Here is a 12806-nt window from a genome sequence, read left to right on the forward strand (position 1 = left end):
TTTTATTCCCCTGCCGCTGGGGTGGTGGGGGGCGCGTTCCCCGCAACAAACTACTTCTTTTCGTGGGTCCCCATCGAGTTGCCGGGGTGCCCGGACGCGTACGCGTCCGGGCCGCCGTCATCGTTCCGCCGCTACCAGGTGAAACCTTCCTGCACGTCCATGCAGGCCGTGGTGTCACCGCCGTTGAGCGGGCGGGCCGACTCCGGCGCCTTGCCGTTGTCCGTGGCCGCCGCCTTCGGATACGCGTTGCCGTCGCGCCAGTCGGCGCCGACCACCAGCGTCACCCCTGACACCTCGGTGGACTTCTTCACCGAGGTGACCGGGATGCCGAGAGCCTTGGCGACCGCCTGTGCGTCGCCCTCCAGCTCGGCGCTCGGGAAGAACACGGCAGTGCGCTCCAGCGGATCGGCCTGCTGCTTGCCCGCGCTGGCCCGGGTGAATCCCTTGCCCGCGAGCACTTCGGTGATGTCCGTGGCCCGGCCCTGCGCGGCGCCCAACTCATCGGTATAGGTGCCGTTTCGCACCTGTACCCCGATCTGTGCGCCCGGGGCGGCCGGGTCCTTCGACGGCGCCGCGGCCTTGCGCTTGGACGCCTTGCCGTCCAGCGGGATGTCCTCCCGTATCGCCCGGAAGACCTGCTCCGCGTCCGGCTGCTTGGGCTCCACCTTGCCCGCGAAACCGGGCCGCTGGGTGTAGAAGTTCGGCATCGTGGTCATGGTGATGCGCCCGGTCGGCACAAGCTTCAGCTCTTCGGCGAGGTCGTAGAGCTTCCCCACGGTGTCCAGGCCCGTGTCCACGGTCAGCGCGGACGTCGCGGCCTCGGCGAGGGAGCGGAGCTTGTTCGGGTCGGTGAGCTTGGTGCTCTTGCGCAGCTCCCTGACCATCGAGTTCATGTACATGTGCTGGGCGTGGGTACGGGCCAGATCGGTGCCGTCCTCGAACCCGTACCGTGTGCGCAGCCATTGCAACGCCTGCTCACCCTTGATCGGGTGCGTGCCCTCGGCCAGCTTCAGACCGGAGCCCTTGCCGTCCGAGGTGCGGGAGTGGACGTTGTCCTTGACGCAGACCGGTACACCGCCGATCGCGTCGGCCATCGAGACCACTCCGGCGAAGTCGACCATCATGAAGTGGTCGATGGTGATGCCGGTGAGCTGGTACCAGGTCGCCACCGTGCAGCCGGGGCCGCCGCGGTCGAGCGACTCGTTGGTGAGCTTCCAGCCGGTGGCCTTGTAGGTCTTCCCGGTGTCGCGTTCGGTGCACTCGGGGATCTTCAGCACGGTGTCCCGCGGCATGCTGACCACCGACATGTTGCTGCGGTCGGCGGACACGTGCAGGAGCATCTGCACGTCCGCGAGCGGCGGTCCGTCGAAGGTTTCCCGGGCCCCGCCGAGCTCCTGGTTGGCCTTGGAGTTACGCGCGTCGGACCCGATGAGCAGGATGTTGAGCGGTGTCTGGCCGGCGGCGTTCGCCCTGTGCTCGGCCATCGGGTTCTTGCCGAGGTTGAGCTCGTCCTTCTTGATGTTGCTGTTGAGGTGGCGGTAGTACAGGTATCCGGCGCCGGCCGTGCCGAGTATCAGCAGGGACAGCACGGAGGCGACCCAGCGGAGTATCCGGCGTTTGCCGCGCCGGCCGCTCCGGGGCGTGCCGCCGTGGCGCCGTGCGTCGGTCCGTGCCGCCGGACCGGAGCTGCCGGATCCTTCGCCGTCACCCTCCTCCTGTGGGCCGTCGTGCCAGCCGTGTTGGTCTGCTTGGTCTGCGTGCGGGACGCGCTCCCGCGTCCCCTCCCCACGCACGCTGCTCTGTGCCACCCCAGGTCCCCCTGTAGTCGTGTCAGGCGTACCAGGCGGCCCGGTGGTCCGGGCTCACTTGGCACACACCTGTTTGTCTGCTTCGACCTTCTCCACGTCCGGCGCCTTCGCCGGACCGGTGATGGGCACCCCTGCGCCCTTGAAGTCGGCCCCGAGGGTCAGGACCATCGCCTGCCGTCCCTCTGCGTTCACGGTGCCGGGCCTGAGCGCCTCGGCGGGCAGGCCCATGTAGTCCGCGAGCGTGCGGGCCTGATCGGCCTGGTTGGGGGCGTACTCCAGAGTGGTCTTGGCGATCTTCTCCGGAGCGTTGCTCTTGTTCGAGGACTTGAGCACGCCCTTCTCGATCTGCAACCAGTTGAGGGTCGCCTGCGCGGCACCGTTGGTGTCGCTTCCGTTGTAGACGTCGACGCGTACGTCGGAGGCGTCGGCCCGTGCGCCCTTGAGCAGGGCGTCCTGCTTGCTCTTGGCGGCCTTCTCCTTCTCCTTCTGCTTCTTCGTCACCTCGGTGAATGACACGTCGTTCTGCAGTGCGGTGAATACCTTCGGGGCCTTGTCCGGGTCCAGTACCACCGTGGCCCTGACCTTCTCGTTCGGGTTGTCGACCACAGGGACCGTCATGAACGCGATGTTCTTGAGGTCGATCCCCCTGATCTCGTCGGCGAGGGCCTTGAGTTTCGGTATGTCGCCGATCCCGCTGTCCACCGTCAGCGCCTTGGTCGCCGCCTCCGCCAGGTCGAGCATCATCGCCGGGTCGCTCAGGGCGTCGGTCCGCATCTTGCGGATCATCGACGCGACGAACTGCTGCTGCATCTTGATCCGGTCCAGGTCGCTCTCGTTGCCGAGACCGTGGCGGTTCCGGAGGAACGCGAGCGCCTGCTCGCCCTCGAGGGAGTGCTCCCCGGCGGGCAGGTCGAGTTTGGAGTAGCCCTCGTCCTTGATGGGCTTGCTCAGGCAGACGTCCACGCCGTTGATCGCGGTCGTCAGGGTCTTGACCGCGTTGAAGTCGGCCATCATGAAGTGATCGACCGGGACACCGGTGACCTGCTTGACCGTGCGCATGGTGCAGCCCGGGTCGCGGCCGTTCACACCGAAGCTCTCGTTGAACTTCGTGTCCGGCGAACCCTTGATGATCTTCGTCGAGCCGTCCGGCTGCTTGGTGGGACAGTCGGGAATGTCGATCTTCAGGTCGCGCGGGATGCTCACCGCCGTCGCGTTGGTGCGGTCCTCGGACACATGGAAGAGGAACGTCGTGTCGGCGTGACCGGTGGTGTTGTCCCGGTTTCCGTAGCTCTCGTTGCCCGCTCCGGTGCGGATGTCGCTGCCGATGAGCAGGATGTTGATGGGCCCGTCCGCGAGATCCCCGCCATTGGCCGCGTCACCCACGTCGACCGAGCGGATGTTGCCGTTGAGATGGTCGTAGATGAGGTAGGCGCCGACCGAGACGCCGACGAGGACGAACCCCAGGACGCCGCCGGTCCACATCAGCGCCTTCTTCTTGCGCGACTTCTGCGGCTTGCGCTTGCGGCGGCCGGGGCGCGTCGGGGGCATGTCTCCGCCCGCCGCTTCGGCACCGTGCGACGAGCCGCGTGACCGCTGTCCCGGGACGTCCGTCCTCGGGGCGGCGGTCCGCGTGGCGCTGCTGCGGCCGACCGCTCTCGAAGGGGTGGCCTCGGAGGAGCGGGGACCGCCGACCGAGTGCCCTGCGGAGCGATCCAGTCGCAATTCGTAATTACCAGTTTGCGGGTTGAGTACCCACTGGTCGGCGGGGTCGATATCGTCCGCCCGGCCACGGCTCTGCGCGTCCACGGTTGTCTGCGTCCTCCGTCGGTGCCACGCGAGGCGTCTTTCCCCCCTGAAGACGCTCGGTTTCTCGATCCGGTTGTCTGCGACTTCGCAGCCCTCCTGCACCGGATCGCGTCACACTATCCGCCCAGCTCAGCGGCGGGCGACGTCCGTGACAAATTCCACGCACCTTACAACCGGGCAATTTGCCCAAACCTCATGGACCGGTGGGCCGTGCCTTGGTTACGGCTTTACTCGCGGGGGTCGAAGCGTTACGCGCAGCCGCCGGAAGCGGCACTGGTGCCGGTGAACGTCGGCGTCGCCCGCGGGTTCGTCGAGGAGCTCGTGCCGTCCTGGTTCTGGTCACGCTCCGTGGACGTGTCGGTGCTCGACGTGGCCTTCGCGGGAGCGACCACCACCGGCTGGTCCTTGCGCAGCCGCTCGAAGAGCTGGCTGGCCTTCGGCTCGACCAGCGCGTCGCGGTTCGGATCCTGGGCGTACGGCTGGCGGGGCACGGTGAGGAACTGCACGCGGTCCATCGGCACGTGCCGCATGGCCCGGGTGAGGTCGAAGAGGTCCTTCAGGGTGTTCAGGCCGGGGTCCGTCGTGATCGACTTGGTGGCCGCGTCCAGGACCGGGTAGAGCTTCGCCGGGTTCAGCAGCACCCCGTCGCTCTGCACCTTGCTGACGAGAGCGCCGAGGAACTGCTGCTGCCTGCCCATGCGTTCGGTGTCGCTGCCGTTGCCGAGGGTCTTGCGGGCGCGTACGAAGCCCAGTGCCTGCTCCCCGTTGAGGGTCTGCCTGCCCGCCTTCAACGTGAGGTGCGCGTCCTGGTCGTCGATGGGCTTCTTCAGGCAGACGGTGACCCCGTCGACGGCATCGACCATGTCCTTGAAGCCGCGGAAGTCGACCACCATGTGGTGGTCGACTCGGACCCCGGTGAGGCGTTCGACCGTACGGATCGTGCAGGCCGCGCCGCCGTGCGAGAAGGCCGAGTTGAACTGCGCGACCTGGTACGCGGTACGGGTCCCCCCGGGCGTACGGCAGCTCGGGATGGTCACCATCAGATCGCGCGGCACGGAGACGGCGGTCGCGCTGCGCCGGTCACGGGCGAGATGCAGCAGGATCGTGGTGTCGGACCGCTGGCCCTTGGTCTTGCCGTACGAGCTGTTCCCGGATCCGGCCCGGGTGTCGGAGCCGATGAGCAGCACGTTGAGCGCACCGTGGGCGGCGGGCAGCGGGCGCTCCTTGTCGTAGCGGGCCAGCTCCTCCGCGGCCGTGATGTCCGTGGTGATGTTGTTGTCGAGCTTCCGGTAGAACCACCAGCTCACGGCGGAGACCGCGAGCACGATCACGGAGACCGCGAGGGCGATCCAGCGCAGCCGGTGGCGCTTGCGGGGGCCGGGGCCCGGGCGCGGGTTCTGCCCGGATCCTCCCGGGCTCGGACCGGGTCCGCTGCCGCCGGAGCCGTCGCCCCCGGAGCCGCCCCCGTTGCCCCCGATGCCGGACCCATCCGTCGAACGGATCCCCAGGCGTCTGATCCTGGCCGCGCCCATGCGCGCCGAACCGACCCCGGCCCCGGCTCCGCCGGGGCCGACGCGGGCGGTGCCGAAGCCCGACGGGGCGACGTCCGCGGGGGCGAAGAGGGGCACTGGGGGAGCCAGCCGCGGAGCTGCCCCGCCGGATCCCGGAAGCCCGTTCTCCAGGGAGCCGTCCCCGTCGGCGCCGGGTCCGGGGCCGACGGCGCCGCCCGTGTGCGGAGCCGGAACCTCGCCCCTGTCCGCGGCAGCCGAGTCAGCCGCGGCGGCTGCGGGGGCCGTGTTCTCGTCCTCCGGTTCGGCGGGCGCGCCGGCGCTGTCCGTCACGTGGGGTCCATCCTCGCGGTCGTTCTCCGTACGTACGTACCGCCGATCATGTCCCGGACCCGGCGCTCCGGCCTGTGGGCCCGGGGGGCCAGTGCGCCGTACGGGTGGACCTCACCGCGCGCGGTGGGTGACCCGCTCGCTCTCCATGCGCTTCTCCAGCTCCTCCGGGGACAGCTGGTCCAGGTTGCGGCAGAGCACCACCGAACCGCCTGCGGCCAGCGGCGCGTACAGACCGTGGGACAACCCTTCCCAGGTGTCGTACGCCTGTCCGGACAGCAGACGTGAGCCGGCCGTCAGACCGAGCTGTGCGGCGTCCGCGCCGGCGCGCTCCACGAGCTGGGTACCCGTCAGTTCCTTACCGCCCGCGACGGCGAGCGCGGGTGCCTCCGGGGCGACCGGCTCGTACGGGTGGAAGACGTCGGGCATCCCGGGGACCTCGACCGCGTAGTCGGTGAAGCCCTTGGGCGGCTGTGGGAACCGGCCGCCGAGCGGGCGCAGCGCGAGCGCGACCCGCTCCCCGGGGCAGGCGCGGGCCGCGTCGAGCGAGTCGGGGCCGCTCACCACCAGGTCGGCGGTCTCGGGAGCGCCGCCCACGTCCGCCACCACACCGACGGATGCACAGGCGAGCAGCCACACCGCGCTCTGCCAGTGCGCGGGCAGCAGCAGCGCCACCCGCTGGCCGGGTTCGGCGGAGAGCCCGTCCTGAAGGAGGTTGGCCGTCTTGGCCACCCAATTGGCGAAGGTCGCGACGGACAATTCGACGCGTTCACCGGTGGCGTCGTCGTAGAAGGTGACCAAGGGGCGTGCCTGGTCGGTGGCGAAGGCGGATCGCAGCAGGTCGGCGGGGGTGCGGTCGCTGGGGTTCATCCGCGCAAGGGTACGCCGCGCAGTCGGAGGGGGCCCGGCTGTCCCGGTGACGGCGCCCACGGTCGGGCCAACGATCCGTCATTTTCCCGGGCGGCGAGGGCTGGTGGCGCACTCAAAGATCGTGTTCATGCGTGCCTTCCTTGCTTCCTCGATCAATGTCGTGTGCACCGCCGCGCTGGTGCTTCCCGTCCTCGCGCTGGAGTCGGGAACGGCGGCGGCGGCCAACCTGCACCTGCTGGAGCCGCCGGGTTCCACCCAGTCCCTGCCGCTGTCCCGTATCCCCGGTGTGGAGCGGGCCGGTGGCGCGGCCGAGGCGCAAGGTCTCGCGCCGAGGGATGTCCAGCCGTTCTCGCTCCTCGGCGTGGTCTGGGACGATCCCGACGCCGTGCTGCACGGCGCGGTCCAGGTCCGTACCCGGGCCGTGGGGTCCGGCGGCTGGTCCGCGTGGCAGGCGCTCGAGGCGGACGACCACCAGCACGGCGCCGACCCGGACTCCGTGGAGCGCACCGGTGGCGGCCGGGTGCACGGGGCGACGGCGCCGTTGTGGGTCGGTGCCTCGGACGGTGTCGAGGTCCGGGTCATTCCGGAGCGGATCGTCACCGGCGCCGGTACCGGAGTACAGCGTGACCAGGTGCTGGGACTGCCGTCCGGGCTCCGTGTCGAGCTCGTTGATCCGGGGCGGGGGCCGGAGACAGCGGCTGCGGAGAGGGCGCAGGAGGCGGCCGGTGCGGCCGGTGCGGGCGGTCCGGCGCCAGGAGACGGCACCGTCCCCGCGACGCAGCCGGGCACCTCCCAGGCGCAGCCGGACAATCTGGGGGTGCTGCCGGGTAATCCCGCGACGCAGCCCGGGACCCCCCAGACGCAGCCCGGTAACCCCCCGGCCGTCGCCGTCCTCCCCGAGAACCCGGTCGAGTCGCTGAGCGACCCGCTCGCGGGCGAGGAGGCGAACGCGGTGCCGGGCCAGCAGGCCGCCGACGAAGCCGCCCTGCTCGCGGCGATGACGCCCGAAGCCGCCGCCGCCACAGCCGTGAACGCCGATCTCGCGCCGCTGGGCGCCGATCTGATTCCCGCTCTGGCCAAGGCCGAGACGGACAGCGGGGCCGAAGCCCAGGCGGACGCGAGCGTGCTGAAGACCTACATCGGGCCCCGCCCCGCGATCGTCACCCGCAGGGGCTGGGGGGCGGACGAGTCGCTCCGCGAAAAGCAGTTCATCTATACGAACACGGTCAAAGCCGCCTTTGTGCACCACACCGCGACGGGCAACACCTACACCTGTGCCCAGGCACCCTCCGTCATCCGCGGGATCTACCGCTACCACGTGGTGAGCAGCGGCTGGCGGGACATCGGCTACAACTTCGTCGTCGACAAGTGCGGCAACATCTACGAAGGACGCGCCGGTGGCGTGACCAAGCCCGTCATGGGCGCGCACACGCTCGGGTTCAACACCGACAGCATGGGCATCGCGGTCATCGGCACCTTCAGCTCGGCCGAACCGTCCGGCGCCGCGGTGAACGCGATCGCCCGGCTCACCGCCTGGAAGCTGGGGCTGTTCGGGGTGAACCCGAAGGCGACGACGCTGCTCACGTCCGGCGGCGGCAACAGGTTCCCGAAGGGCACCAAGGCCAGGCTCAACGTCATCTCCGGGCACCGTGACGGATTCGCGACGGACTGCCCCGGTGGCCGGCTCTACAACAAGCTCGCCACGGCGCGCAGCACGGCGGCGAGGCTCCAGGGCCGCTGACCGCTCGCCCGTCACGCCCCACCGCCGCACCGCCGCACACATTTGTGCGAACAGGCTGCATACACTGGCGGGCCATACGCACGAATCGCCCGGCCCCCAGCAGGAACAGCCAGCAGGAACAGGAAGCAGAGAAGGCATTGACCCAGGCTCAAGAAGCGATCCTCCTGGTCGGCGGCAAAGGCACCCGGTTGCGCCCGCTCACCGTGAACACGCCCAAGCCCATGGTGCCGGCGGCCGGAGTGCCGTTCCTCACCCATCAGCTGGCCAGGGCGCGCGCGGCCGGTGTGGAGCACATCGTGCTGGCCACGTCGTACCTCGCGGAGGTCTTCGAGCCGTACTTCGGCGACGGCTCCTCGATGGGCCTCGAGCTGGAGTACGTGACCGAGGTGGAGCCCCTCGGCACCGGCGGCGCCATCCGGAACGTGGCCTCGCGGCTGCGGTCCGGCCCCGACGAGCCAGTGCTGATCTTCAACGGGGACATCCTCACCGGTCTCGACATCAGGGCCCTGGTCGACACCCATCAGCGGTCCGGTGCGGAGGTCTCGCTTCATCTGACCCGGGTGGCCGACCCGAGGGCCTTCGGACTCGTTCCCACGGACGAGCAGGGGCGGGTGACGGCCTTCCTGGAGAAGCCTCAGACCCCGGAGGAGATCGTCACCGACCAGATCAACGCGGGCGCCTACGTGTTCCGCCGCTCGGTAATCGACGGCATCCCGGCCGGCCGGCCGGTCTCGGTCGAACGCGAGACCTTCCCCGAGCTGCTGTCCTCCGGGGCCCACCTCCAGGGCATGGTGGACTCGACGTACTGGCTGGACCTGGGGACCCCTCAGGCGTTCGTACGCGGCTCAGCCGACCTCGTACTCGGCCGAGCCCCGTCCCCGGCGGTCCCAGGGCGTCACGGCGACCGGCTGGTCCTTCCCACGGCCACCGTCGCGCCGGATGCCAAGCTCACCGCCGGTACGGTCGTCGGCGAGGGCGCGTCCGTCGGCGAGGGCGCACGTATCAGCGGCAGCACGGTCCTCGACGGGGCCGTGATCGAGCCGGGAGCGGTCGTCACCGACTCGCTGATCGGCGCCCGGGCGAGGGTGGGCGCACGCTCGGTGCTGTCCGGCGCGGTCGTCGGCGACGACGCGGTCATCGGCGCCGACAACGAACTGCGCGAGGGCGTCCGGGTGTGGTGCGACGCGACGCTGCCCGCGGGGTCGATCCGCTTCTCGTCGGACCAGTAGCCTCGAAGGCAACCCCCGACCGCCCCGAGGACCCGCGAGGAAACGACCCGTGGCTGGACGCTTCGCCCCCCGTCCCCCCGTGACCCGCGCCACCACGCGCGGTGGCGAGGCGGCCGTGCCGGTGCCGGGTCCGAGGGGCACGGCCCGGCCCGCCGCATCCGGTGCCCGGGAGCGGCGTTATGTGCCGCCGGGGCCGCTCGATCTCGGACTGGTGCTCGGTCCGCTGCGGCGCGGCCCCGCCGACCCCACGTTCCGCACCACACCGGACGGCTCGGTGTGGCGAGCCAGCCTCACCCCCGCGGGCCCCGGGACCCTCCGGGTGGCCGCACGTGGCGGTGCCGTGGACGCCGAGGCCTGGGGCCCGGGCGCCGAGTGGCTCCTGGAGCGGCTCCCCGCCCTGCTCGGGGAGGCCGACGACCCGGACGCCTTCGAGCCCCGTCACCGCCTCGTCGCGATCACCCACCGGCGCCGCCCCGGGCTGCGGCTGACCGCCACCGGGCTCGTCATGGAGTCCCTTATCCCGTCGATCCTGGAACAGAAGGTCACCGCCGACGAGGCGTACCGCGCCTGGCGACTGCTGGTTCGGAAGTACGGTGAGCCCGCACCCGGACCGGCGCCCGAGCACATGACCGTGATGCCGCAGCCCCGCGGCTGGGCCGTGATCCCGTCCTGGGAGTGGCACCGCGCGGGTGTCGACGACAAGCGCGCCGCCACCATCCTGCGTGCCGTGCGGGTCGCCCGCCGCATGGAGGAGGCCGCCGCGATGGCCCCCGGGGAGGCCCAGGCGCGGCTCGAGCTGATCCCCGGCATCGGCCCCTGGACCAGCGCCGAGACCATCCAGCGCAGCAACGGCGCCCCCGACGCCGTCACCGTCGGGGACCTGCACCTGCCCGGCATCGTCGGCCACGCGCTCGCGGGCGACCGGGACGCCGACGACGCCGCGATGCTGGAACTCCTCGAGCCGTACGCGGGCCAGCGGCACCGGGCCGCCCGGCTGATCCTGCTGAGCGGACGCACTCCGGCGCGCCGGCAGCCGAGGATGCCGCGCGGCGATATCGCGTCCCTCTGACCGGTCGTCCCGATGGGACGGCGCTCAGCGCTGCACGTCCCTCCGAGACGGCGTTCACCGCACGACCGACGCGGGGTTCACCGCACGGCGATGAACGTCTCCGCGTCCCGTCCCGGCCGATCCTTGGGCGGCTCGGCCGCGCGTCCGACCGCCACCGCACCCATCGGGTCCCAGGTGGCGGGCAGATCGAGCACCTCGCGCACCACCTCGCGGCAGAACATCGTCGACGACACCCAGGCCGAGCCCAGACCCTCGCCCGCCAGCGCCACCAGGAAGTTCTGCACCCCGGCCCCGGCCGCGACGACGAACATCTCGCGTTCCGCCGAGTCCCGGCGCTCGTCGCCGTAGCTGTGCGAGCCGTCCATCACCAGGCAGGGCACCGCCAGATACGGGGCACGGCGCAGGATGTCGCCGCGCTTGATCCGCTTGGCGATCGACTCCTCCGACTTGCCGTCGCGCCGCAGATCCGCGATCCAGGCGTCCCGCATCGCGTCGAGCAGCCGTACCCGCGCCTCCGCGGACTCCAGCAGGACGTAGCGCCAGGGGGTGGTGTGATGGGGTGCCGGGGCGGTCACGGCGGCGGCGACCGCACGCCGTACGGCGCCGGGGTCCACGGGCTCGTCCGTGAAGGCGCGCACGGTGCGGCGCAGCGTGACCGCTTCCCGTACGGCCTCCGACGTGCCGAGCCGGAACATGTCGTCCGCGGCGACCCGCACCAGCGCGCGTGCGCCGTCGGCCTCCTCGGCCCGTCCACCGACCATGTGTCCGAGTCCGCGCACCACGGCCACGGGCAGCCCGGCCGCCTTGCCCTTGACCAGGTCGCCGGCCGCGGCGAGTTCGTCCGCCGTGGCGACCACCGTGGCGCTCAGCGGATTGCCGTGTGCGTCGGAGCCGCCCCGCAGATCGTCGAGCACCCGTACGCCCGCGGCCCCGATGGCGACATCGGTGAGGCCGGTGCGCCAGGGCCGCCCGAAGGTGTCGGTGACGATGACGCCCACCTCGACGCCGAGGGTGTCCCGCAGACTCTCGCGGATGCGCGCGGCGGAGGCGTCCGGGTCCTCGGGCAGCAGCAGCACCGTTCCGGAAGGAGTGTTGGAGGCGTCGACACCGGCGGCGGCCATGATCAGCCCCTGCCGGTTCTGCACGATACGCAGGTTCCCGCGCCGCGCCACGACCCGTACGGTCTCCGCGTCGATGGCGGCTTCGCGGTCGCCGGCCGGGAGGACCCGTCCCTCGGCCTTGCTCACGATCTTCGAGGTGACGAGCAGCACGTCACCGTCCACCAGGCCCGGCTCGGCGGCCGCGATCAGCTTGGCGATGTCATCGCCGGTCCGGACCTCGGGCAGCCCGGGCAGCGCCCACACGCGGTACGACGGCGACGAGGGCGCGGGCGGGGTGGACGGCGATGCGGCGGACAGGGACGGCGACGGGGAAGGCGAAGCAGGTGTCGGCGACGTCATGCGCGTACCTCGGTGGCGAGCGCCAGGGCCTCCCGCGCCATCGTCGCGGTCGCGTCGATGTCGGTCATCATCAGCGGCACGGCCTTGCAGCGGATCCCCGCCGTCTCGACCTCGGCCACGGCACCCGCGTCCACGGTGTCGACAAGCCAGCCGTCCAGCAGCCCGGAGCCGTAGTGCGTGGCCACAGCGGCGGCCGTGGACTCGACCCCGACGGCCGCGAGCACCTTGTCGGCCATCCCGCGCACGGGCGCGTCGCCGACGATGGGGGAGAGGCCGACCACCGGTACACCCGCGTCCGCGATCGCCTCCCTGATGCCGGGCACCGCGAGGATCGTCCCGATGCTCACCACCGGGTTGGAGGGCGGGAAGACGATCACGTCCGCCTCTCCGATCGCCTCCATCACACCGGGGGCCGGCTTGGCCTGGTCGGCCCCGACCGGCACGATCGCGTGGGCGTCGACGGAGGCCCGCAGCCTGACCCAGTACTCCTGGAAGTGGATCGCCTTGCGCTCGCCGTCCGCCTCGATGGCCACATGGGTCTCGACCCGGTCGTCGGACATCGGCAGCAGCCGTACGCCCGGCTGCCACCGCGCGCACAGCGCCTCGGTGACGGCGCTGAGCGGATAGCCCGCGTTCAGCATCTGCGTACGGACGATGTGGGTGGCGAAGTCGCGGTCGCCGAGCCCGAACCACTCGGGGCCGACTCCGTACGCCGCGAGTTCCCTCTTCACCTGGAAGGTCTCGTCCGCACGCCCCCAGCCCTGCTCCTCGTTGATGCCGCCGCCGAGCGTGTACATCACCGTGTCGAGGTCGGGGCAGACCTTCAGCCCGAACAGATGGATGTCGTCACCGGTGTTGCCGATGACCGTGATGTCGGCCTCGGGCGCCGCTGCCTTGAGACCACGGAGGAAACGAGCACCGCCGATACCACCGGCCAGAACCACAATGCGCATGAGGACAGTGTGTCAGTGCCGACCGGCGTGGC

Annotated in this window: 9 protein-coding genes; 3 read left to right on the top strand and 6 right to left on the bottom strand. The window is 71.2% G+C overall.

Annotated elements, in window-relative coordinates:
* Nucleotides 1-131 precede the first annotated feature (131 nt).
* The 4 genes from ABZ532_RS12450 to ABZ532_RS12465 form a co-directional block, all read right to left on the bottom strand.
* Nucleotides 132-1808 carry an LCP family protein gene (locus ABZ532_RS12450; protein WP_361281615.1) on the bottom strand — a complete coding sequence of 559 codons (1677 nt, stop codon included), beginning with the start codon at nucleotides 1806-1808 and terminating at the stop codon, nucleotides 132-134.
* 54 nt (nucleotides 1809-1862) lie between these two features.
* Nucleotides 1863-3614 carry an LCP family protein gene (locus ABZ532_RS12455; protein ID WP_361281617.1) on the bottom strand — a complete coding sequence of 584 codons (1752 nt, stop codon included), beginning with the start codon at nucleotides 3612-3614 and terminating at the stop codon, nucleotides 1863-1865.
* 248 nt (nucleotides 3615-3862) lie between these two features.
* A complete protein-coding gene (locus ABZ532_RS12460; RefSeq protein ID WP_361281620.1) occupies nucleotides 3863-5455 on the bottom strand; it encodes an LCP family protein in 1593 nt (530 codons plus the stop codon).
* Between the two features lie 111 nt (nucleotides 5456-5566).
* Nucleotides 5567-6322 (bottom strand): TIGR03089 family protein, encoded by a 756-nt coding sequence (locus ABZ532_RS12465; protein ID WP_361281622.1) that lies wholly within the window; start codon nucleotides 6320-6322, stop codon nucleotides 5567-5569.
* A gap of 127 nt (nucleotides 6323-6449) precedes the next feature.
* Here ABZ532_RS12465 and ABZ532_RS12470 point away from each other — a divergent pair, with 127 nt between their 5' ends.
* From ABZ532_RS12470 to ABZ532_RS12480, 3 genes are all read left to right on the top strand, one after another.
* Nucleotides 6450-8063: a peptidoglycan recognition protein gene (locus tag ABZ532_RS12470; protein ID WP_361281625.1), complete on the top strand. Its 1614-nt coding sequence runs from the start codon at nucleotides 6450-6452 to the stop codon at nucleotides 8061-8063.
* A 137-nt stretch (nucleotides 8064-8200) separates the two neighbouring features.
* Nucleotides 8201-9292, top strand: a complete 1092-nt coding sequence (locus ABZ532_RS12475; RefSeq protein WP_361281628.1) for an NDP-sugar synthase — start codon at nucleotides 8201-8203, stop codon at nucleotides 9290-9292.
* Between the two features lie 49 nt (nucleotides 9293-9341).
* Nucleotides 9342-10361: a DNA-3-methyladenine glycosylase 2 family protein gene (locus ABZ532_RS12480; RefSeq protein WP_361281631.1), complete on the top strand. Its 1020-nt coding sequence runs from the start codon at nucleotides 9342-9344 to the stop codon at nucleotides 10359-10361.
* Between the two features lie 77 nt (nucleotides 10362-10438).
* On the opposite strand, the gene ABZ532_RS12485 is transcribed toward ABZ532_RS12480, so the two are convergent.
* Nucleotides 10439-11821, bottom strand: a complete 1383-nt coding sequence (locus ABZ532_RS12485; RefSeq protein WP_361281633.1) for a coenzyme F420-0:L-glutamate ligase — start codon at nucleotides 11819-11821, stop codon at nucleotides 10439-10441.
* Nucleotides 11818-12774 (bottom strand): 2-phospho-L-lactate transferase, encoded by a 957-nt coding sequence (gene cofD, locus ABZ532_RS12490; RefSeq protein ID WP_361281635.1) that lies wholly within the window; start codon nucleotides 12772-12774, stop codon nucleotides 11818-11820. The genes ABZ532_RS12485 and cofD overlap by 4 nt, the downstream gene beginning before the upstream one ends.
* Between the last annotated feature and the right edge of the window lie 32 nt (nucleotides 12775-12806).

It is taken from the genome of Streptomyces sp. NPDC019396 (assembly GCF_040632375.1).
GTDB lineage: Bacteria > Actinomycetota > Actinomycetes > Streptomycetales > Streptomycetaceae > Streptomyces.

Excerpts from the sequence above, each read along its gene's own strand:
- ABZ532_RS12465 (WP_361281622.1), bottom strand. The coding sequence starts at position 6,322 with ATGAACCCCAGCGACCGCACCCCCGCCGACCTGCTGCGATCCGCCTTC.
- cofD (WP_361281635.1), bottom strand. The coding sequence starts at position 12,774 with ATGCGCATTGTGGTTCTGGCCGGTGGTATCGGCGGTGCTCGTTTCCTC.
- ABZ532_RS12485 (WP_361281633.1), bottom strand. The coding sequence starts at position 11,821 with ATGACGTCGCCGACACCTGCTTCGCCTTCCCCGTCGCCGTCCCTGTCC.
- ABZ532_RS12470 (WP_361281625.1), top strand. The coding sequence starts at position 6,450 with ATGCGTGCCTTCCTTGCTTCCTCGATCAATGTCGTGTGCACCGCCGCG.